We start from the raw sequence: 21,293 nt of genomic DNA on the forward strand, positions 1-21,293 counted from the left end.
GGAGACCGTGCGGATCGTCCCCTGTCTGGACGTCGACAACGGCCGGGTGGTCAAGGGCGTGAACTTCGTGGGTCTCCGCGATGCCGGCGACCCAGTAGAGCTGGCTGCCCGCTACGACAGCGAAGGTGCCGACGAACTCGTGTTCCTAGACATCACAGCGTCGTCCGATGCCCGGGAGATCACCTTGGACATGGTTCGCCACGTGGCCGAGGAGGTGTTTATCCCGTTCACCGTCGGTGGGGGTATCCGGACGGTCGAGGACGCCCGGGGGATCCTGCGGGCCGGCGCTGACAAGGTCTCGGTCAACACGGCTGCTGTGGACCGCCCTGAGCTCATCGGCGAGTTGGCCGCGGAGTTCGGAAGCCAGTGCGTGGTGGTGGCGGTGGATGCCCGACGCTCCGAAGCGGACGTTGGACCTCCGTCCAGCGGCTTCGAGGTCTTTACCCATGGCGGTCGGATGCCGACCGGACGGGACCTCGTGGCCTGGATTGACGAGGTCGTCGAGCGGGGAGCCGGCGAGATCCTGCTGACGTCCATGGACCGTGACGGCACCCGTGACGGCTTCGATGTCGAAATGCTCCGAACCGTGGGCGACGTGGCCAGCGTGCCACTGATCGCTAGCGGTGGCGTCGGAAACCTCGATCATCTGGTGGCCGGAGCGGTGGACGGTGGCGCCGATGCTGTGCTGGCCGCCTCGATCTTCCACTTCGGGGAATACACGGTGGCCGAGGCAAAGGCCCACCTGGCAGCGGCCGGTGTGACCGTTCGGCCCGTGACCCGCTGACCGCGCCGTTACCGTGCACCTTGTGAACACGCAGAAGAGCTCGTCAGGCCAGTCTCTGGAGAGCGGCTCCTTAGACGGCAACGGTGTAATGCCCGGCCCATCGGATCACGAGGGCCTTCCTATCAAGATGCTCAACGACCGGATCCTCGTGCGAACCGACTCTGAGGAAGGTGAGCGTCGCTCCACCGGCGGCATCCTCATCCCGGCCACTGCCCAGGTGGGAAAGCGTTTAGCCTGGGCCCAGGTGGTGGCCGCCGGTCCCAACGTGCGCGCGATGGAAGTCGGCGACCAGGTGCTGTTTAACCCGGAAGACCGTTACGAAGTTGAGGTCCGGGGACACGACTACATCATTCTCCGGGAGCGCGATGTCCACGCGGTGGCAGCCCAGCGCCTCGAAGAGGGAAGCACGGGTCTGTATCTGTAGTGGGGATGGGCAACCGGGTCCGGCGGTTGGCCCCGGCTGCGAATCGAAACACTGACCGTCAGCGCAAGGGGGTGACCGTAGGCTGACCTCCATGTCTCCCGCCCCCTCCACCATCGAGTCCACCCCCATCGCCGCGACGGCTGAGCAGTTGGAAGGCGTGACCTTCAACGAGGACGGCCTGGTGCCGGCCATTATTCAGGAGGAGCACACTGGGCGGATCCTGATGATGGCGTGGATGAACGCCGACTCCCTACGCGAGACCATGGCTACTGGGAGGACCTGGTTCTGGAGCCGTAGCCGCCGGGAATACTGGTGCAAGGGCGAGACCTCAGGCGATCGCCAGTACGTGCGTGAGGCGTATTACGACTGCGATGCCGACACCCTGCTCTTCGTGGTCGAACAGGAGGGGAAGGGCGCCTGCCACACGGGCGAGTACAGCTGTTTCTTCCGTCCGTTCGGACCGGGGGCCGCGTCCGACGCGGTAGTCGACGCTGGCTGATCCAGCGACTCTTCCTGTGGTCAGCCCTGATCGCGAGGAGTTCCGAGCGCTGGCGCGCGGCCACGCCGTCGTGCCGGTCTGGCGCGAGTTGCTTGCCGATCTCACCACCCCGGTCTCTCTGTACGCCCGTTGCGTGGGTGACGGAGAGGGCTTTCTGCTCGAAAGCGTCGACCGGGGCGAGACCTGGGGCCGGTGGTCGTTCATCGGTCGTAACCCGTCGCTCACCCTTACCTCCCACGGCGCCGGTGGCGACCTTGACGTCAGCGGTGACCTTCCGGCGGGGATCCGTACCGACGCCGGGATGCTGGCCGCTCTCGAAGACCTCCTGGAACACTTCCGGTCGCCGACCATCGAAGATCTTCCTCCGTTACACGGGGGCCTCATGGGCTACCTGGGCTATGACGTCGTGCGCGAAGTGGAACATCTCCCAGATGTGCCGCCCGACGACCGGGGTTTTCCCGACGGGATCATGTCGGTCATCGGCGAGATGGTGGCTATCGACCATTGGCGCCAACGGGCCGTTTTGTTGGTCAACGTGGTGGTGCCCGAGCTCACCGGCGACGAGGTGGCCGACAACGCAGTACTGGATGCCGCCTACGACGAGGCGGCATCCAGGCTCGACCAGTTGGCATCAGACGGAGCCCGACCACTCGACGAACCCTTGATGGCGCCGCCTGATCCCACTGATGAGCCGCCTGAGGTGACCTCCACCATGGGCGCTGACCTGTACAAGGTCGCCGTGGAGGTCGCACGGGAGCACATCTTGGCTGGCGACGTGTTCCAGGTTGTCTTGTCACAACGTTTCGACGTGGAGCTCGATGCCGAGCCCTACGATGTGTACCGGGTGCTCCGACAGGTCAATCCGAGTCCCTATATGTACTTTCTGCGTTACGAGGACCTCACCGTGGTGGGAGCCTCGCCCGAGCCCATGGTTCAGTTGCTCGACGGTCGGGTCGTATCACGGCCCATTGCCGGCACCCGTCGTCGGGGCCGTAATGACGTCGACGATCGCCGGATGGCCGCCGAATTGGCCGAGGACCCCAAGGAGGTGGCCGAGCATGTGATGCTCGTCGACTTGGCCCGAAACGACGTGGGTCGGGTCGTGGCGTTCGGCTCCGAAGAGGTCGAGGAGATGATGACGCTGGAGCGTTACAGCCACGTCATGCACCTCACCAGTCAGGTTGCCGGCGAGTTGGCCGAAGGCTGCACCCCCATCGACGTCCTTCGGGCAACCTTGCCTGCCGGTACGGTTTCCGGTGCCCCCAAGGTGAGGGCCATGGAGATCATCGACGCCCTCGAGCCGGTCAAGCGTGGCCCATATGCGGGCGTCGTTGGTTACTTCGATTTCACCGGCAACATCGACACGGCCATTGCCATTCGCACCATGTTCGTCCGTGACGGAATCGCCTCAGTCCAGGCCGGAGCGGGCATCGTGGCTGACAGTGTTCCGGAGCTAGAGCACCTGGAATGCCAGAACAAGGCTCGGGCGCTGCTATCGACCATTCCGGCTGCCCGCCGGATGACAGCGGCCCGTCGGACTGCTAGCAGCGATTGACCTTTCTTATGAAGCCACCGTTATGACCATCGTTCGTCGGCAGCGCGATGTCCTACGGGTTACCGGGCCCGATGCCCAGACATACCTCCAGGGCCAGCTCAGTCAGGACGTTGACGCTCTGGGCGTCGGCGACGCAGCGGAGACCTTCGTGTTGCAGCCCACTGGCAAGGTCGAGGCGTGGATGCGGGTTTCGAGGATGGCCGACGACGTGTTCATGTTGGATGTGGACGCTGGTTGGGGAATGGTCGTAGTGGCCCGTCTGACCCGCTTCCTGCTGCGGACCGACTGCACGGTGGAACCCGTCGACTGGGGTCTGGTCACGGTGCTAGATGCTGAGATGGGGTCGGTGGATGCCCCGCCAGGCGGGTTGGCGTTGCCTGTGACCTGGCCCGGCCTGCAAGCCGTCGACCTGCTCGGTCCGTCGGTTGATCTGCCTAAAGGCCCCACCAATGGTGACGGTTCGATGTGGGAGCACCGTCGGATCGCTGCCGGCATCCCGATGATGGGCGCCGAGATGGATGAGACGACCATTCCTGGTGCCACCGGAGTGGTTGACCGGTCAGCCAGCTTCACCAAGGGGTGCTACACCGGTCAGGAGTTGGTGGCACGGGTCGACAGTCGGAGTGCCGGAACCCCGACACGAATCGTGCGGGCGACCGGACAGGGTCCGTTGCCGTCGGCCGAGACGGAAATCACCCTTGATGGTGTTGTGGCCGGTCGGCTGACCAGCGTGGCCGCCCGACCCGGGGCTGGACCCAACGACGGGTTTGTGGCCCTTGCTGAGGTAAAGCGGGCCATTGTGGTGCCGGTGACGGTCGATGCCGACGGCACGTCGGTCTCACTCCTCGCTGACTGAGGGGATCCGTACCAACATTTCGGTGCCGCCGTCGGGAGGTGCCACGGCTTCCACCTCGCCATCCATGGCTTCCACCAGTTCACGGACGATGGCCAAACCCAGGCCGGAACCCGACTCCCGGCCGGTCGGGTGGTGCTGGGCCACGTAGAGACGTTCGAATACGTGGGGGAGATCGTCGGCTGCGATTCCCGGACCATCGTCGATGATCCGGACCTGAATCGACGGTCCTGTCGACTGAATCTCCACTGTCAGAGTGGTTGCCGCGTACCGCAGACCGTTTTCAATCAGATTGCCGACTATCTGAGCCCACCGGTCGTGGTCGACCATTGCCACGACGTCGTCTCCAATCCCGGCAGCGTTTGTTGCCGAGGTTTTGACGGTGACCTGGATGCCGGATTCAGCGGCCGCCGGGCCGAACGCCTCGACCACCTCGGCGGTCGACGCGGCAATGTCCACTGGGTGCAGGTGTAGGGCGAACTGTCGGGCATCCAGATGGGCCAACTCGAGCAGGTCACGAACGAGGCGTTCCAGACGGGCGGCCTCGGCCAGGATCACCCTGCCGGCCTGGATCGGTTCGGAGATGGTCCCGTCGACCAGAGCCTCGGCGTAGCCGCGGATGGAGGTCATTGGTGTCCGAAGATCGTGAGAGACCGAAAGCAGGAACTGGCGTTCCAGACCCCGGGATCGCTCCAGTCCCTCAGCCATGGTGTTTACCGCCGCCACCAGTTCGGAGACCTCATCTGGCCGCCGGGACTTTGAACCGGCCGGATCCGAATCCAGTCGGGTATCCAGGTGGCCGTCCGCGATTTTGTGGGCGGCTGCGGCCATCTCGATCACCGGGTGGGCCAGAGAGCGGCTAAGGCGGAGGGCTACGAGCACGGAGACGACGATGGACACCAACGCGCCCAGCAGCATCCACTGGTAGGTGCCGGCCAGCGGGTCTACGGATCGACGGCTGGCTACCACGACGATGGCCGGACCGGTGGCGGTGGACCGTAACGGAACCACGGCGGCCGCCCAGGCCACAGCGTCTCGGACCCCCGATGTGTGGGCCGCTTCGTCGGGCCTAGCAGCATCCTCGGCCAATGGACGCAGGTCGTCGTAGGTGACAACGCGTGGAAGTTCGTTGAGGACGACTAGGGGACTGCCATCACGTGGGACCACGGCAAGGCCAATCTGCTCGAGGTCCATTGACTGTCGGAGTCGTTCGCGGACACCCTGTCCGAGTCTGGGGCGGTTCAGAACCGTCATGCCATCTTCTAACGCCGCGGCCAGGGCGAGGGTCTGGCCGACCACATGGCGCTCGGTGGTCGACGCCGAGCGGGTCGAAGCGACCACCGTGGTTCCTGCGCCGACCAGGACGAGGGCCAGGACGACCAGTCCGACCATGGTGGTGAGCAGTCGGGTCCTCATGGAGTGTGCCCCATCAGTCCAGCCGGTAACCGACACCGCGGACCGTGGCTAGGGGGAGGTCGTCACCTAACTTCCGACGGACCTGCCTCACATGAACGTCGACCGTCCGCTCGTCACCGATCCAACCGGCGCCCCATGCGCCGTCCAGAATTTGGCGCCGGGTCAGGGCTCGACCGGTGTGTTCGACGAGGAACCACAGCAGAGCGAACTCGCGGGTGGCCAGTAAAGCCACGACACCATCCACCGTGGCCTCGAGGCGTTCGCCGTCGATGCGGACACCACCGAATTCGACCACCGGTCCGGTCGTCGTCTGGGTGTTCGCTGAGCGGCGGAGCACTGCGCGGACGCGGCCCATGAGTTCGCGGGGGCTGAACGGCTTGACCACGTAGTCGTCGGCGCCTAACTCGAAGCCGACTATCCGGTCGACTTCGTCATCGCGGGCCGTGATCATGATGATGGGAACGTCCGATGTGGCACGGATGCGTCGGCAGACCTCCAGGCCGTCGATGTCGCCCGGCAGGCCGAGGTCAAGGAGTACCAGTGCCGGCGATCGTTCGGCGAACAGGACCAACGCCCGCTCGCCGCTGTCCGCCAAGTAGGGGCGATGGCCGTCTTGACGGAGGTAGAGGTCCAGCAGGTCAGCGATGTGGGGCTCGTCCTCGATGACCAGGATCACGGCACCGTCGGTACGCGTCGGGTGACCCGGGTCTCCAGTCATGACCCCATCGTCGCACGATGGGTCCACCAAACCGCATCGTGGAGATGAGGGTTGTGTGAGGGAATCGGCTCTGGGGCACCACGGGGGTGTCGGTAGCCTCCGGTCGTGGCTACCTATCTTGATCGGATTCTCGACGTTCATCGCACGGTCGCCGCCGCCGATCGCCGGCGGGTTGGTGCACTGGTCGACGCGGCGCGCGGGTTGCCCGAAGCACGGCGCTTTACTGACGCTCTGATTGAAGTCCCTGCCGGAGAGCCGGCGGTAATCGCTGAGGTGAAGCGCCGTTCGCCCTCACGGGGAGATCTGGCCGTCGATCTAGACCCGGCGGGCACCGCCACGGAATACGTTGCCGGTGGAGCGGCTTGCCTTTCGGTTCTGACCGACGTCGACCACTTCGGAGGATCACCAGACGACCTAGCCGCTGCCCGAGGCGCCGTGGGGGTCCCAGTACTCCGAAAGGATTTCACCGTCGACACCCGCGACATCTGCGACGCCCGTCTCATGGGGGCCGATGCGGTGCTCCTGATTGCTGCGGCGCTTGACGATGCCGAGTTGACCGACTTCCACGCCCTGGCCGTCGAAGTGGGCCTCGACGCCCTCGTGGAGATCCACGACGAGGTCGAACTGGAGCGAGCCCTGACGGTGGGTGCGCGACTCATAGGGGTCAATCAACGGGATCTGGTCACCTTTGAGGTCGACACGAACAGGGCCATCCGGATGGCCCCACTCATGCCCGACTGGGTCGTTCGGGTAGCCGAGTCGGGCATCCGGGGGCCCGCTGACGCCCGGACACTGGTGGATGCCGGCTACCACGCACTCTTGGTGGGCGAGTCGCTGGTGACCTCGGGCGACCGGACGGGCGCCGTGCGAGCCCTCCGGGGAGCGCCCGAGGGACCCCAAAATGAGGGATGATTCAACCGTGTTCATAAAGATCTGTGGCATCACCTGCGCTGAGGACGCGTTGCTTGCCACGGCACTGGGCGCCGATGCCCTTGGCTTCATCTTCGCCCCGTCGCGGCGTCAGGTGAGCGAACGGGTGGTGCGCGACATCGTGGGACAGCTCCCACCCGATGTGATGACAGTAGGGGTGTTTCGCAACACCGGGAAGGCCCGGGTGGTCGAGATGGTGAACCGGATCGGTCTGCGGGCCGCCCAGCTCCATGGCGATGAGTCACCTACGACCACCCGCTGGGTAGCTGATCGGGTGCCGGTGACCATCCGGGCACTGCCAGCCGGTTCGCCCGACCTGGACCGCTTCGACGAGTTCGGTGCTGACCTGCTCCTGCTGGATGCTCCGACGCCTGGTTCGGGTCAGGTGTTCGACTGGGCCATGGCCGACGGCCCATCGGCGGCCAGACCGATGCTGCTGGCTGGCGGTCTCACACCAGAGAATGTGGGCGAGGCCATCGAGCGAGTCGACCCTTACGGCGTCGACGTGGCGAGCGGCGTGGAAGCCGGGCCTGGGCGCAAGGATCCCCGCCTGTTGCGAGCGTTCATGATCAATGCGCGAGCGGCCCGACCGACCCGAATTGAGGGCTATCGGGGCGACATGGAGAATCGCCCGTTCGATTGGCAGCAGGACGAAGTCGAATCTCCCGATGGAGCAGATCGAGGAATGGACCGACCATGACACTGCAGGAGCCCACACCGGACGGGAGGTTCGGTGAGTTCGGTGGCCGATTCGTGCCCGAGACGCTGATTCCGGCCGTCCTCGAGCTCGAAGTGGAGTTTCGTAAGGCCTGGGCCGACCCGACCTTCCGGACTGAACTGGATGCCCTATTGGCTGACTACGCCGGTCGGCCGTCCCCAATGACCGAGTGTCACAACCTGTCCTCGGAACTGGGCTGCCGCTTGTTCCTGAAGCGGGAAGACCTGAATCACACGGGTTCCCACAAGATCAATAACGTGCTGGGTCAGGCCCTGCTGGCCAAGAGAATGGGCAAGACCCGCCTGCTGGCCGAGACCGGGGCTGGCCAGCACGGTGTCGCCTCGGCCACCGCAGCCGCCCTCCTGGGCATGGAGTGCTGCGTTTACATGGGCGAGGTCGACGTTAAGCGACAGGAACTCAATGTTTTCCGGATGCACCTTCTGGGCGCTGAGGTCCGGACGGCCATGTCGGGTAGCCGTACTCTCAAGGACGCGGTGAACGAGGCCATGAGGGATTGGGTGGCCACGGTGGAAGAGTCGCACTACTGCCTCGGATCGGTCATGGGCCCCCACCCGTACCCGTGGATGGTCCGGACGTTCCATGAGGTACTGGGTCGTGAGGCCCGCGAGCAGAGTGAGGCCCTGTTGGGTGGTCCGCCCGACATGGTTGTGGCCTGTGTGGGTGGTGGGTCCAATGCAATTGGCATCTTCTCGGGCTTTTCCGACGCGGCAACCGAACTAGTCGGTGTGGAGCCGGCGGGTGGAGCCGCGGTGGGGCGTGGAGTACCAGGGGTGGTCCACGGGATGGACTCCTACCTGATGCAGGACGAGTTCGGTCAGGTGCTGGAGGCCGAGTCGATTAGTGCCGGCCTGGATTACCCAGGGGTCGGCCCCGAGCACAGCCATCTAGCCTCCGTCGGCCGGGCCCGGTACGAGGCGGTCACCGATGACGAGGTGGTCGAGGCCTTCCAACTGCTAAGCCGGTCCGAGGGGATCATTCCGGCACTGGAGCCGGCCCATGCCCTGGCCTGGGTATCGCGGGAACGGGCTGCTCTGGCCGGAAAATCAGTGGTGGTGAATCTGTCGGGACGTGGCGACAAAGACGTGGCCCAGATGATGGGCATCCTGGCGTGAGTGTCCGAAACGAAGATGGGGGCTCAAGGGTGACCGGTCCGGTCGAAGCGGCACTGCGTGCTCGACGTGATGGTGGCGGAAAATGCCTCGTCGTGTACGTCACCGGCGGCCTTGGCGACGACTGGCTAGACACGGCACGGGCGGTGGCCGCCGCTGGTGCCGACGTGATCGAAATCGGGGTGCCGTTCTCGGATCCGGTAATGGATGGTCCGACGATCCAGGCCGCCAATGATGTGGCTCTGGCTGGTGGTGCTACGCCGGTGAGCATTCTCGACGCCCTTCGGGATGCCGATGTGGGCGTACCGCTGGCTGTGATGACCTACTACAACATCGCCTTTCGCATGGGTCTGGAACGGTTTGCCAAATCGCTGATCGTTTCGGGGGTGTCGGGCTGCATCCTGCCCGACCTTCCTTTGGAGGAGGCTGGTCCGTGGTTGGAGGTGGCGGATGGCGCTGGCGTCGAACCGATCCTGCTTGCTGCCCCCACGGCCCCTGACGATCGCCTGCCCCGCATCTGCGAGAGGACCCGCGGTTTCGTATATGGCGTCGGGCTTGTGGGGGTGACCGGGGTGCGGTCCGAGTTGGCGGCTAGCGCCGTCGAGATCGCCTCGCGTCTCAAACCCATCACCGATGTGCCGGTACTGGTCGGCGTGGGCATCGGCACCCCAGCACAGGCGGTAGAGGCATCGTGTCACGGTGACGGGGTGGTAGTCGGTTCGGCCGTCGTACAACGCATGGTCGATCGGGCCGGCCCGGAGGGTGTCGCCGAGTTGGTGGCGGACTTCCGAGCCGCCCTCGACGCCGGTTGACTCCTTGTTAGCGACCAACTGAACATGACCAGTCAGAGCGTTCCCATGGGGCGACAAAAGCCTTGGGTGCGGATCGGAGCCGACAGCACAGAGATCGTGGCCGACACACTCTTCGAACTGGTGGGGCCAGCGTGGTTCGACGACCTAGCCGGCCGATTTTATGATGGAGTGGCGGCGGACCCCGTACTACGACCCCTGTATCCCGACGACCTGGCCGGCCCGGCTGCTCGGCTCGCCGGCTTCCTGCGCCAGTATTGGGGTGGCCCCGCCGACTACAGCGTCGAGCGGGGACACCCTCGACTGCGGATGCGTCACGCTCCCTTTGTCATCGCCTCGGTCCAACGGGACGCCTGGCTGGCCTGCATGTCGACCGCGGTCGCCGGCGGAGGTCTCACCCGGTCCGCTGAATCGGCAGTGATGGAGTACTTCCTGAACGCGGCCCAGCACTTGGTGAACGCTCCAGATTGACTTTGTCGCGTCTCTACAGAGGCCGGAGGACCGTCTGAAAAGGCTCGTTGTCATTCCCGACGGACCCACAGCTCGGAGGCAGATCCTTGGAACGAAAGGCCTTCAGGATCGGAAATGCTTGACATTGGGTGCTGAAAGTAGTCGGATGTCATTTGACCACGAGGTGGGCAGACCCATCCCGAGACCCAAAGGAGATGGTCGATGAATAAGAGCGATGTAATCGCAGCAATGGCGGACCGGGCTGGGACGTCCAACAAGGACGCAGGTGCGTGTCTGGATGCCTTCTTCGATGTGGTGGCTGATGCGGTGGCTGCCGGTGGTGACAAGGTGTCGATTCCCGGCTGGATTTCGTTTGAGCAGGTCCATCGGGCGGCTCGGATGGCCCGCAACCCGCAGACCGGCGAGCCTGTTCACGTGGCGGCCCGTAACGCCTGCAAGGTGTCTGTCGGCTCGAAGTTGAAGGCTGCTGCCAACAGCGGTGGTGGAGCGGCCGAGGCGGCGCCCGAACCTTCCTCCTGGTGAGCACTGCGGGTCGCCTAATGCGACTCGACATCATCTGAGAAGTTGGCCGAGGCCGGGGTGGCGACACCCCGGCCTCGTGCATTTCGGCCCACTGACAGATTCTCGACCATGTCCGGAAGGAACCTCCAACGTGTCCGACATCTTGCTGCCACCTGAGGCGGTCATCCCACACCGTGATCCGTTCCTCTTGTTGACCGAGGTCACCGAGGTGACCTCGGGGGAGCGGGCCGTCGGTTACTGGGACCTGACCGGTGATGAGCCTTTCTTTGCTGGACATTTCCCTGATCGGCCGACGCTTCCCGGCGTTTTGATGTGTGAATCGATCGCACAGTTGGGGGCTTATGCCCTACTAAGCCGCCCGGACTTTGTCGGTCGTCTGGCTCTTTTCGGTGGTCTTGACGGGGTTCGGTTCCGGCGGCAGGTGGTACCGGGAGAGCGATTGGACCTGGAGGTGGAGCTGGGTCGGGTGTCAGCCAGGGCCGGCAAGGGCACAGGACGGGCGTCTGTGGACGGTGAGGAGGCGTGCCGGTGTGAGCTGATGTTCGTCTTCGTGGGTACTGACTGACCAACGCATGGGTCTCTGGCTGGCTGACCGGGGCCGGGATTAAGCGGGGCCGATAACCAGACTGCCATTGTGGCCGCCGAACCCAAACGAGTTGGACATGGAGATGCCGGGTGTCCAAGGTGCGGGTTCACCGGCGACGATGTTGATCGCCGGCATTTCTGGATCGGGCGTGGCGTAGCCCGATGTTGGTGGGATCAGGCCCTTCTGCAGGGCCAGGATCACCGCAACGGCCTCAATGGCGCCGGCGGCCCCTAGAGCGTGACCGGTGATCCCCTTGGTGGAGGTGATCTGCGGGCCGTTATCGCCGAACACCTCTTGCATGGCGAAGGCCTCGGCCATGTCGTTCAGCGGGGTCGACGTGCCGTGGGCATTGATGTGGACCACATCGGCGGCATCCACTCCGGCCTCTTCGAGGGCCAGACGCATGCAGTTGATGGCTCCCACACCGCCAGGTGACGGGGCGGTGATGTGGTGGGCGTCGGCCGTGCTAGCGCCGCCCAGGATCTCGGCCAGAATGGTCGCCCCGCGAGCCTCGGCGGTCTCCCAGTCTTCCAGCACGACCACGCCAGCGCCTTCGCCCATGACGAAGCCGTCGCGCTCCGCGTCGAACGGTCGGGAAATCCCGACCGACGAGAAGGCCGTCATATTGGTGAAGCCGGCCACGGCTGCATCCACGAATGGGGCCTCGCTTCCACCGGCTAGGACCACGTCACAACGTCCGTAGGCGATTAGACGGGCGGCATTGGCCAAGGCGTGTGTACCGGCGGCGCACGCCGTGCAGGTGTTCTCGGCGGGGCCCTGAAAGCCGTGCTTCATCGACACGGCGGCCGGGGCGGCATTGGGCATCATCATGGGGATGAGGAACGGAGATACCCGTCGAGAGCCCTTTTCGTTCATCACGAGGATCTGGTCCTCGAGGGTTTGGATGCCACCGATGCCGGTACCGATGAACACACCACGACGGGTCGGATCGGCGGTCAGTTCACCGGCTTGCTCTAGGGCCATGTCAGACGCAGCGATGGCGAACTGCGTACAGCGGTCACTGCGACGGACCTCCTTAGGGTTCTCGAACCACGGGGAGGGATCGAAGTCGGGGACCAGGCGGTCGCCTTCCGGGGCCGGACCACACAGGCCGTTCCAGAACGCGTCTGTGCCGACGCCGCACGTGGAGACCACGCCCAGGCCGGTGACGGCCACCCGACGACGGGTCATCAGAGCTTGCCGGTGATGAGCTGGTAGGCGCCCCCGATGGTGGTGATGTCCTCCAGTTCCTCCTCCTCGACGTTGACGCCAAACTCCTCCTCAAGGGCCATGACCAACTCGACGAGGTCGAGGCTGTCGGCATCGAGGTCCTCGGCGAACGAAGCCTCCATGGTGACCTGGTCGGCTTCTACCGACAGGACCTCGACCGCACACTTCCGGAACTTCTCGAAGTTTTCTTCGCTCACCGTCATTCTCCGTTCTGATTGGTGATCGTGAACTGCCTCACCCTAGAGCGGAGCGATCCGCAGGGGAATGGATTGTGGCCTACGACACTCTGGGCCGTTTCGCTTGTCGCCATTTACAGGCCAGGGGTACTCACCCCATGAACAGGCCGCCATCCACGGGGAGGACGGCCCCGGTCACGTAGCCGGCATCCTCCGACGTCAGAAAGGTCACTGCCGCGGCGATCTCAGAGGCTTCGCCCAGACGACCCAGCGGCACGGCTTCGGCGTAGGCAGCCTGCTGGTCGTCGGGGAGGGCAGCCAGCATCTCGGTCAGAATGGGCCCCGGTGCCACCACGTTGACGGTCACGTTTCGGCTGGCGAACTCCTTGGCCAGGGAGCGTCCCAGACCGACTAGGCCGGCCTTGGACGCCGAGTAGTTGGCCTGACCGGTCTGTCCGACTCGACCGACGACCGACGAGACCAGGACGATTCGACCCCAACGCCCCTTTATCATCCGTTTGACAGCCCGACGGCAGACCCGGAATGCACCGATCAGATTGGCGTCCAGCACGTCGATGAAGTCGTCATCGGACATCCGCAGCACGAGGCCGTCCCGGGTGATGCCGGCGTTGGCCACCAGGATCTCGACGGGTCCCAACTGTTCCTCGATAGCGGTAAACGCCGCGTCGACCTGTTCGGTGTCGGTCACGTCACACTGCACGGCGAGGATGCCCGCCTCGGAAACCTCGGCCGGTGCCTCTCCCCGGCAGGTCACGGCTACTCGGTGTCCGGCAGCGACGAACGCCTTGGCGCAGGCAAGGCCGATGCCGCGGTTTCCACCGGTGACCAGTACGACTCGACTGATTGGGTCACTCATGATTGCTCTTGGTTCCTGACTGGGTTTCTTGGGCGGACTTGGCTCGGGCGTTCGCGCGGTGGAAATTACTGAGCGCGAAGCCACGCAATGGGCTTGGATGCGGTGACCCGTTCAGTGTCGACAGCGAGCCAACCCATGAACTCGCCGGCGAACGACGAATAAACCTCGGTCGTACCGATGTGACCCAGTAGGGCCCCGGCGGCTACCACCTGGCCGGGACCGATGTCGGCCACCGGAGTGAAGATGCCGGTAGCTGGACTCACCACCATGCGGTCGGTGGCGAAGAGGTGTTCGCCCTCAGCGTCCTCACCAGCAGCCTCCGCCATAGCGGGGGCGGCTAGCGCGTCGAGGAGCGAGTCGAGGTGGTCCGGGGTGTTAACGGTTAGTCGGGTCGCCCCCTTGATGGTCCGCTTAACCAGTCCGGTCAGGACACTGCCCGGACCCAGTTCGACGAACGTGGTGAAGCCGGCGAGGCTCAGCGTCTCAAGGCTCTGCGCCCACCGGACGGGGCTGCAGAGTTGAGCGTTCATCAGAGCCCGCCACGTTGCCGGGTTCTGGTGGGCGGTGGCATCCACGTTGGCCACCACGATTCCCTCCGGCATTCGGATGTCGGTGCTGTTGATGGCTTCGCTGAGTCGATCCCGGGCCGAAGACATGAACGGGGTATGGAAGGCACCGGAGACTTCCAGGGTGGTGACTCGTTTGGCGCCTTGATCTTTGGCCTCCTGGCCGGCTGCGGCCACCGCTTCGGGATCACCGGCAATGACTACCTGTCCGGGGGCGTTGTAGTTGGCGACCCAGACGTCACCGTCGACCGCTGAACACGCTTCTTCCACACTTGAGTCATCGAGTCCCAGCACGGCGGCCATGGTGCCCTCGGGTTTCTGGATCGCCACCTGCATGGCTTCACCTCGTTCGACCACCAGGGGCACTGCGTCTTCGAAGGCCAGGGCGCCCGACGCGGTCAGCGCGCTGTACTCGCCGAGGCTGTGTCCCGCGTGGCCGGCAGCGTCGATGCCGAGCCGCTCCACGGCATCGAGGATCACCATGCTGGTCACGAAGGTGGCCAGCTGGGCGTTGCGGGTCTCGCGGAGTTCGTCGGCGTCGGCAGTGAGTAGCAGGTGGGTCACGTCGCGTCCCGCTGCTTCGGAGGCTTCGTCAACCAGTTCCCAGGATGGGTGGTCAGACCAAGATGCTCCCATGCCGGGTTGCTGGGAGCCCTGGCCGGAGTAGGTGAAGGCGATCATCGGTCTCCTCGAAGGGACGCGGAAGGGTGGCGGTTCCGTCGGTGACGGGGCATTGAACCCGCTGCGTCGGCCCATCGTAGGGGCCCGTCGACGGTTGGGTCACGGGTTACCGCGAGGTGGCGGAGCGGGTCTCCAGTCAGGGGCCCACCGGTAGGCTCAGAAAGTTCGCCCGGGTGGCGGAATTGGCAGACGCGGAGGACTCAAAATCCTCTGGCTGAAAGGTCGTGCGGGTTCAAGTCCCGCCCCGGGCACCAGATGTTTTTCTTACAATGGCCGGTCCCATGGCACGCTCGGTGATTGAACGACGCCTAATCGAGGTTGGCGAGCGCCTTCAGCGGCTCTGGTCCGACCTAGCGGTGGCCGAGGAACAGTTGGCCCACTTGTCGGCTGACGCGACTGATGCCCGGGTTCGGGCCCTGGTTTCGGAAACCGCTCAGTCAGGAAGCGTTCATCGCGACGCCGAGCGCCACGCCCGGGCCATGGAACGCCACCGTGATGACGTGGTGGCCAACATCGCCCGGCTGGAGGCCATCCAGGACGACTTACTGGATCGGATGGGCTCCGACGGCCGAGGAGTCCGAGATGACTGATTCGCGCGGGGCCTCTCCCGCTCCCGGCATGCCACCAGTACGGGTGGTCCTGGCCGAAGACGAGGCCATCATTCGTCTCGACCTCAAGGAGACCCTCATCGACGAGGGGTACGACGTGGTAGGCGACACCGGGCGCGGTGATCATGCCGTCGAGCTGGTGGCCGAACTGGACCCCGACGTGGTGATCCTCGACATCAAGATGCCCGGACTCGACGGGATCGAGGCGGCATCGCGTATCGCCGATTCCCACGACACCGCGGTGGTCATCCTCACCGCGTTCAGTCAGCGGGACCTGATCGACCGGGCCGTCGAGGCCGGTGCGCTGGCCTACTTGGTCAAGCCGTTCCAGCGATCCGAATTGGTGCCGGCAGTCGAGGTGGCCCGTGCCCGCCACCGAGAGATGCGTGCCCTGACCGACCAGGCCCAGACATTGACCGATCGACTCGAGGCCCGCAAGGTGATCGACCGGGCAAAGGGTGTCCTCCTCGATGAGGTCGGCCTATCTGAGAACGAAGCGTTTCGGTTCCTGCAGACCTCGTCAATGTCAGGGCGTCAGACCATGGCCGACGTGGCCCGGGCTGTCATCGACGAGGGCCTCCGACCTTCCTGACGGGCCGGGCCGCCAGTCGGGTTGGTGACCATTGGGGATTAGGGTCGCCGCGGTGCCCGGACTCCTCCTCCTCGACGGAAATTCACTGACTTACCGGGCGTTCTTCGCCATTCCCAGAGACATGGTGACCCGCACCGGGCAGGAGACGAACGCCGTCTTCGGTTTCACCCAGATGCTCCTGTCCCTGCTACGCGATCACGAGCCCGAAGGGGTGGCCGTGGCCTTCGATCGGCCGGGGGAGACCTTTCGCCACGAGCGCCTACCGTCGTATAAGGCGAACCGTGAGAAGCAGGAGGATTCCCTCTACCAGCAGCTCGATCTGGTTCGCGAGCTGGTCGACTCCCTGGGATTGCGGGTGGTGGATGCCGAGGGGTTCGAGGCCGACGATGTCTTGGCGACCCTCGCCACCGTGGCCCGCGATGCCGGTCGGGACGTGACCATCGTGACCGGGGACCGGGACAGTTACCAGTTGGTGGAGGATCCACATGTCCGGGTGCTCTACAACAAGCGGGGGGTGTCGGACTACGCCCTGTACGACGAGGCGGGCATCTTCGAACGCACCGGAGTCCGACCCGCGGACTATGTGGCCTACGCCGCTTTGCGGGGCGACTCCTCTGACAACCTGCCTGGAGTTCCCGGGGTTGGGGAGAAGACGGCCGCCAAGCTGATCAACTCCTATGGGGGGCTCGACGGGATCTTCGCCGCAGCCGACGATCAGACCCCCAAGCTCCGGGAGAACCTGAACGCCAGCGAAGACCTTGCCCGTCTGAACGAGGAGATGATGCTGCTAGTGCGCGATGTGCCGCTCGGGTTGACCGCCGACGACCTAGACCAGGGCCCCGTCGACGTGGAGAGGGCCGGTGGGCTACTCGACGTGTTGGAGCTGAGCCGGGCCCGCGAACGTTTGGCTGCCCTGCTGGGCGTGGACTTCGGTGGCGATGGGGCGGATTCACGGGAGAGCCGAGACGGATCTACGGGGGCCTCGGGAGAGTTGGAGGTTTCCGTCAGCGTCGTCACAGATGCGGCAGGCATCGAGGCCATCAGAGTGGCAGCTGCGTCCACCGGCCCGATTGGCCTGGCAGCGGTGGCCGAGCCGCCATCAGGTCCCGCCGGCCCTGATCTTGGCCCGGGCCTCGCAGTTTCCGATGGTGAGGAGGCCTGGTGGATTCCCGCCGCCCTGGTGGCTGATCCAGCGGTCACCGGTGCGTTGGCGGGGCTTCTGGGTACTGACGGCCCGGGTGTAGCGGCCCATGACGTCAAGCCGATGTTGCGGGCCTTACAGCGGCAGGGCATCGGAGAGGTCCACCTAGTGCTGGACACAGCGCTTGCCGGGTACCTGCTGGACCCGGCTGACGCCACCTACGACCTCGGGGTGCTTCTGGAGCGTCATGCCAGACGGATGCTTCCGGTGACCGGAGCGCCCGATGGACAGTTGGACCTCAGTGGCGAGGCAGCCGATCCGTCGGTGGAGGCCGGACACCGGGCGGCCGCGGTCTGGACCCTTCGGGACCCGCTGATTTCGGCCATGGAGGCCCAAGGGCTCCTTTCCCTGAACGCTGACATCGAAGTTCCCCTCGTCGCCGTGTTGGCTCGCATGGAGGAGTTAGGCATCGGCGTGGACGTCGCCGAGTTGACCCGCCTCCGTGACGAGCTGACCGCCAGTTGCGAACGCCTGCGAGGCCTTGTCCACGAGGCGGCCGGGGAGGAGTTCAACGTCAACTCCACCAAGCAGCTCAGGGAGATCCTTTTCGAGAAGCTGGGTCTCACTCCCGGCAAGAAGACCAAGACCGGGTTCTCCACGGACGCGGCCACCCTGGAGCGCCTCAGGGGTGATCATCCTGTGGTTGCTCACCTGCTCGCCTACCGCGAGGTCGAGAAACTCCGGTCCACGTACGGCGAAGGCCTGTTGGCTGAGGCTGGTCCGGGCGACCGAATCCGCGCCACGTTCAACCAGACGGTCGCCCGAACGGGTCGACTCAGCTCGGATGCACCGAACCTCCACAACATCCCGGTCCGCACCGAGTCCGGGCGGGCCTTTCGCAGGGCCTTCGTACCGATCGACGGCTGTACGTTGCTGGTAGCCGACTACAACCAGATCGAGTTACGGGTCATCGCCCACCTGGCCGACGACCCGGGTTTGATCGCAGCGTTTGAGGCTGGTGACGACATCCACACCGCGGTGGCCGCCCGGACGTGGGGAATCGACCCGACCGACGTGACCTCCGAGGTGCGGAACCGGGCCAAAATGGTGGCCTACGGACTGGCTTACGGCATGGAGGCCTACGGGCTGTCCCAACGGCTGGGCTCATCGGTTGACGAGGCCAACGAGATCCTCGAGTCGTACTTCGCCGCCTTTCCGTCGGTCCGCGACTACATGGAGCGGACGGTCGACGAGGCCCGCCAGAAGGGCTACACGGAGACCCTGTTCGGGCGCCGTCGACGCATACCGGAACTCTCGTCGCCCAACTTCAACGTGCGTCAGGCCGGCGAACGCCAGGCCATGAACGCGGGTATCCAGGGTCTGGCTGCCGACATCTTCAAGGTGGCCCTCATTCGGATCGACGACCGGCTCCGAGCTGACGGGTCGGCATCCCGTCTAGTGCTCCAGGTCCACGACGAGGTGATCCTTGAAGTGCCGATCGATGAGGTTGTCGACGTGGAGGCCATGGTCCGTTCCGAGATGACCGGGGCCTACGACCTGCGGGTGGAGTTGGCCGTCGAGGTCGCCACCGGCGCCACCTGGGCTGACGCCAAGGGCTGAGGGATCGGATCTCTGATAGATGGATCACTGGTTCGAGGGTGTCGCTGACTACCTGGGAGATGCCTACCGTCGCTACTCATTCACCTACGGGACCGTCCAGGAGGTCGACTTTCTTATCGACGTGTTGGGTCTCGGTGAAGGATCCCGCCTACTGGACGTCGGTTGCGGCCCGGGACGCCACAGCCATGAACTGGCCCGACGTGGCATTGAGGTAGTGGGCATCGACGTGTCGGAGACCTTCGTGGACCTGGCCCGTCGAGACGCCCCAGAAGGAGCCACGTTCATCCATGGCGATGCTCGGACCATGACTTTCGACAGCGAGTTCAACGCGGCTATCTCGCTCTGCCAGGGAGCGTTCGGCCTGGCTGGAGGGCCGGGAGCCGATACGGCCGTGCTGGACCCCGACGGAGCGATCCTTGACCGCATCGTGGCCGCCGTCCGGCCGGGAGGGGGCGTGGCCCTGAGCGCCTTTTCGGCCTACTTCCAGATTCGCTTTCTGGCTGAGGCCGACCACTTCGACGCCGATACCGGCGTCAACCGGGAGCACACGGCGCTAAGGAACGGCGATGGCGTCGAGAAGCCAGCTGAACTCTGGACCACCTGTTTCACTCCGCGGGAACTCCGCCTGCTGGCCGACCGCGCCGGACTGGTGGTCGACGAGATCCGTTCAGTGACTCCCGGCGATTACGCCTCTCGTCCGCCGGATCTAGAACATCCCGAGTTCCTGCTGATTGGACGACGAGGCGACTGACGGACCTGCCCTGAATTTGGTTGAGTTCCGTCCGATGGGGTCGCGATGGGGGTCCGGTAGGATCTCCGGGTCCGTTTCGCGTGTGCACATGCCGTGTTTATGCGTCCGGAATGACCTGTCCACCTACTCCCATCCGACGAGAAGAACACGTGTCCGAACTGACTCTTATTCCCTCCGCCCTCGACTCCCCGCCCATGGGAAGTTTCGACGAGAGCGGGGAGTACATCCCCCGTCCCATCACCGAGGATGATCTCGGTTCCCTGACGCTTGACGAGGCCTACTCGGCCACCATGGTCGACGTTGAGAACGGCCAACTGGTCGAGGGCACCGTCGTCCGGGTCGACAAGGACGAGGTCCTGCTGGATATTGGTTACAAGTCCGAAGGTGTCATTCCGCCTCGCGAGCTTTCGATCCGCAACGGTGTGGATCCGAACGAGATCGTGGCCGTTGGCGAGAAGATCGAAGCCGTGGTTCTCCAGCGTGAGGACAAGGACGGCCGTCTGGTCCTGTCCAAAAAGCGGGCCCAATACGAGCGGGCCTGGGGTCGGATCGAGGAGATCAAGGAAGGCGACGGAATGGTTTCCGGCGCCGTGATCGAGGTCGTCAAGGGCGGGCTGATCGTCGACATCGGTCTCCGTGGCTTCCTTCCCGCTTCACTCGTGGAGCTACGCCGGGTCCGTGACCTACAACCCTTCATAGGGACCACGATCGACGCCAAGATCATCGAACTGGACAAGAACCGCAACAACGTGGTCCTGTCTCGCCGTGCTTGGCTTGAAGAGACACAGAAGGAACAGCGCGAAGATTTCCTGCACAACCTTCGCTCCGGAGAGATCCGTAATGGCACCGTGTCCAGCGTCGTCAACTTCGGTGCGTTTGTCGACCTCGGCGGCATGGACGGCCTCGTGCATGTGTCGGAGTTGTCGTGGAAGCACATTGACCACCCCGGTTCGGTAGTCGCAGTCGGCGACGAGATCGAGGTGCAGGTTCTCGAGGTTGACCTCGGCCGTGAGCGCATCAGCCTCTCGTTGAAGGCCACTCAGCAGGATCCGTGGCAGGAGTTCGCCGGGGCCCACCAGGTGGGTGAACTGGTATATGGCCGGGTCACCAAGTTGGTGCCGTTTGGCTCGTTCGTCCAGGTGGGTGACGGGATCGAGGGTCTGGTCCACATCTCAGAGATGTCGGCCCACCACGTGGACCTTCCCGAGCAAGTCGTGACGCCCGGCGAGGAACTATGGGTCAAAATCATCGACCTCGACCTTCAGCGTCGCCGGATAAGCCTGTCGATCAAGCAGGCCGCCGAGGGTGGGGTCGTGGCCGCCGAGTATCAGGAACACTTCGGCGAGCACGCCTACGACGATGAGGGCAACTTCATCGGAGAGGCGAACTCTGAGGGCCAGGAAGCCTGGGCCGACATGTTCGATGCCTCGGCTTCTGTTGACGGAGAAGCGGTGGCAGAGGACGACCCTGCCGCTGAAGCCACCGTTGAGGAGGCGGCCACAGAAGACGCCCCGGTCGACGAATCTGTCGACGAGGAGGCCTCTACCGAGGAAGCGGCGGCCGAGGTCGAAGTGGTTCCCGAGGCTGAGCCCGAGCCCGAGCCTGAGGCTGAGGCTGAGTCCACCGAAGTCTGACC

The 21,293-nt window shown here is 64.8% G+C and carries 23 protein-coding genes and 1 tRNA gene; 18 read left to right on the top strand and 6 right to left on the bottom strand.

Annotation, left to right across the window (positions count from 1 at the left end):
* Positions 1 to 7 precede the first annotated feature (7 nt).
* The 5 genes from hisF to QF777_03715 all read left to right on the top strand — a co-directional run bounded on the left by hisF (position 8) and on the right by QF777_03715 (position 4,118).
* Positions 8 to 784 (top strand): imidazole glycerol phosphate synthase subunit HisF, encoded by a 777-nt coding sequence (gene hisF / locus QF777_03695; GenBank protein MDP6910654.1) that lies wholly within the window; start codon positions 8 to 10, stop codon positions 782 to 784.
* Positions 785 to 806: 22 nt separating this feature from the next.
* A complete protein-coding gene (locus QF777_03700; GenBank protein MDP6910655.1) occupies positions 807 to 1,208 on the top strand; it encodes a co-chaperone GroES in 402 nt (133 codons plus the stop codon).
* A gap of 91 nt (positions 1,209 to 1,299) precedes the next feature.
* The gene (hisI, locus tag QF777_03705) at positions 1,300 to 1,707 is read left to right on the top strand and encodes a phosphoribosyl-AMP cyclohydrolase (GenBank protein MDP6910656.1); all 408 of its coding nucleotides are present in this window, start codon (positions 1,300 to 1,302) and stop codon (positions 1,705 to 1,707) included.
* A gap of 16 nt (positions 1,708 to 1,723) precedes the next feature.
* Positions 1,724 to 3,262 carry an anthranilate synthase component I gene (gene trpE / locus QF777_03710; GenBank protein MDP6910657.1) on the top strand — a complete coding sequence of 513 codons (1,539 nt, stop codon included), beginning with the start codon at positions 1,724 to 1,726 and terminating at the stop codon, positions 3,260 to 3,262.
* A gap of 22 nt (positions 3,263 to 3,284) precedes the next feature.
* A complete protein-coding gene (locus tag QF777_03715) occupies positions 3,285 to 4,118 on the top strand; it encodes a hypothetical protein (GenBank protein MDP6910658.1) in 834 nt (277 codons plus the stop codon).
* Here the strand turns inward: QF777_03715 and QF777_03720 are convergent.
* Both QF777_03720 and QF777_03725 read right to left on the bottom strand, forming a co-directional pair.
* Complete coding sequence (locus tag QF777_03720) at positions 4,101 to 5,531, bottom strand: HAMP domain-containing sensor histidine kinase (GenBank protein ID MDP6910659.1); 1,431 nt, start codon at positions 5,529 to 5,531, stop codon at positions 4,101 to 4,103. The two genes, QF777_03715 and QF777_03720, sit on opposite strands and share 18 nt — an antisense overlap.
* Before the next feature lie 13 nt (positions 5,532 to 5,544).
* Positions 5,545 to 6,249 carry a response regulator transcription factor gene (locus tag QF777_03725; GenBank protein ID MDP6910660.1) on the bottom strand — a complete coding sequence of 235 codons (705 nt, stop codon included), beginning with the start codon at positions 6,247 to 6,249 and terminating at the stop codon, positions 5,545 to 5,547.
* Between the two features lie 105 nt (positions 6,250 to 6,354).
* Here QF777_03725 and QF777_03730 point away from each other — a divergent pair, with 105 nt between their 5' ends.
* The 7 genes from QF777_03730 to fabZ all read left to right on the top strand — a co-directional run bounded on the left by QF777_03730 (position 6,355) and on the right by fabZ (position 11,394).
* Positions 6,355 to 7,161 carry an indole-3-glycerol phosphate synthase TrpC gene (locus tag QF777_03730; GenBank protein MDP6910661.1) on the top strand — a complete coding sequence of 269 codons (807 nt, stop codon included), beginning with the start codon at positions 6,355 to 6,357 and terminating at the stop codon, positions 7,159 to 7,161.
* Entirely contained in the window at positions 7,151 to 7,879 is a 729-nt protein-coding gene (locus tag QF777_03735; protein ID MDP6910662.1) for a phosphoribosylanthranilate isomerase, read from the top strand. Before QF777_03730 ends, QF777_03735 begins: the two co-directional genes overlap by 11 nt.
* Positions 7,876 to 9,030: a tryptophan synthase subunit beta gene (gene trpB / locus QF777_03740; protein ID MDP6910663.1), complete on the top strand. Its 1,155-nt coding sequence runs from the start codon at positions 7,876 to 7,878 to the stop codon at positions 9,028 to 9,030. Before QF777_03735 ends, trpB begins: the two co-directional genes overlap by 4 nt.
* Positions 9,027 to 9,839 carry a tryptophan synthase subunit alpha gene (gene trpA, locus QF777_03745; protein ID MDP6910664.1) on the top strand — a complete coding sequence of 271 codons (813 nt, stop codon included), beginning with the start codon at positions 9,027 to 9,029 and terminating at the stop codon, positions 9,837 to 9,839. The genes trpB and trpA overlap by 4 nt, the downstream gene beginning before the upstream one ends.
* A 24-nt stretch (positions 9,840 to 9,863) precedes the next feature.
* Positions 9,864 to 10,307, top strand: coding sequence for a globin (locus QF777_03750; protein MDP6910665.1), 444 nt, complete (start codon positions 9,864 to 9,866; stop codon positions 10,305 to 10,307).
* Between the two features lie 201 nt (positions 10,308 to 10,508).
* Positions 10,509 to 10,829: an HU family DNA-binding protein gene (locus tag QF777_03755; GenBank protein ID MDP6910666.1), complete on the top strand. Its 321-nt coding sequence runs from the start codon at positions 10,509 to 10,511 to the stop codon at positions 10,827 to 10,829.
* 130 nt (positions 10,830 to 10,959) lie between these two features.
* Positions 10,960 to 11,394 carry a 3-hydroxyacyl-ACP dehydratase FabZ gene (gene fabZ / locus QF777_03760; protein ID MDP6910667.1) on the top strand — a complete coding sequence of 145 codons (435 nt, stop codon included), beginning with the start codon at positions 10,960 to 10,962 and terminating at the stop codon, positions 11,392 to 11,394.
* A gap of 39 nt (positions 11,395 to 11,433) precedes the next feature.
* Here fabZ and QF777_03765 read toward each other — a convergent pair whose 3' ends face one another.
* The 4 genes from QF777_03765 to fabD all read right to left on the bottom strand — a co-directional run bounded on the left by QF777_03765 (position 11,434) and on the right by fabD (position 14,945).
* Positions 11,434 to 12,606: a beta-ketoacyl-ACP synthase II gene (locus QF777_03765; GenBank protein MDP6910668.1), complete on the bottom strand. Its 1,173-nt coding sequence runs from the start codon at positions 12,604 to 12,606 to the stop codon at positions 11,434 to 11,436.
* On the bottom strand, positions 12,606 to 12,848 hold the full coding sequence (acpP, locus tag QF777_03770; protein MDP6910669.1) for an acyl carrier protein: 243 nt from the start codon (positions 12,846 to 12,848) through the stop codon (positions 12,606 to 12,608). The genes QF777_03765 and acpP overlap by 1 nt, the downstream gene beginning before the upstream one ends.
* Positions 12,849 to 12,972: 124 nt before the next feature.
* A complete protein-coding gene (gene fabG, locus QF777_03775; protein ID MDP6910670.1) occupies positions 12,973 to 13,698 on the bottom strand; it encodes a 3-oxoacyl-ACP reductase FabG in 726 nt (241 codons plus the stop codon).
* A gap of 65 nt (positions 13,699 to 13,763) precedes the next feature.
* Entirely contained in the window at positions 13,764 to 14,945 is a 1,182-nt protein-coding gene (gene fabD, locus QF777_03780; protein ID MDP6910671.1) for an ACP S-malonyltransferase, read from the bottom strand.
* Positions 14,946 to 15,112: 167 nt separating this feature from the next.
* Between fabD and QF777_03785 the strand changes: the two genes are divergently transcribed.
* The 6 genes from QF777_03785 to rpsA all read left to right on the top strand — a co-directional run bounded on the left by QF777_03785 (position 15,113) and on the right by rpsA (position 21,291).
* Positions 15,113 to 15,199 (top strand) — tRNA-Leu (locus QF777_03785).
* Positions 15,200 to 15,226: 27 nt separating this feature from the next.
* A complete protein-coding gene (locus tag QF777_03790; GenBank protein ID MDP6910672.1) occupies positions 15,227 to 15,535 on the top strand; it encodes a hypothetical protein in 309 nt (102 codons plus the stop codon).
* Complete coding sequence (locus QF777_03795) at positions 15,528 to 16,145, top strand: response regulator (protein MDP6910673.1); 618 nt, start codon at positions 15,528 to 15,530, stop codon at positions 16,143 to 16,145. The genes QF777_03790 and QF777_03795 overlap by 8 nt, the downstream gene beginning before the upstream one ends.
* A gap of 52 nt (positions 16,146 to 16,197) precedes the next feature.
* On the top strand, positions 16,198 to 18,906 hold the full coding sequence (polA, locus tag QF777_03800) for a DNA polymerase I (GenBank protein MDP6910674.1): 2,709 nt from the start codon (positions 16,198 to 16,200) through the stop codon (positions 18,904 to 18,906).
* A 19-nt stretch (positions 18,907 to 18,925) separates the two neighbouring features.
* Complete coding sequence (locus QF777_03805) at positions 18,926 to 19,657, top strand: class I SAM-dependent methyltransferase (GenBank protein ID MDP6910675.1); 732 nt, start codon at positions 18,926 to 18,928, stop codon at positions 19,655 to 19,657.
* Between the two features lie 149 nt (positions 19,658 to 19,806).
* Positions 19,807 to 21,291 (top strand): 30S ribosomal protein S1, encoded by a 1,485-nt coding sequence (gene rpsA, locus QF777_03810; protein ID MDP6910676.1) that lies wholly within the window; start codon positions 19,807 to 19,809, stop codon positions 21,289 to 21,291.
* Positions 21,292 to 21,293: the final 2 nt, after the last annotated feature.

Source organism: Acidimicrobiales bacterium (assembly GCA_030747595.1).
GTDB lineage: Bacteria > Actinomycetota > Acidimicrobiia > Acidimicrobiales > MedAcidi-G1 > UBA9410.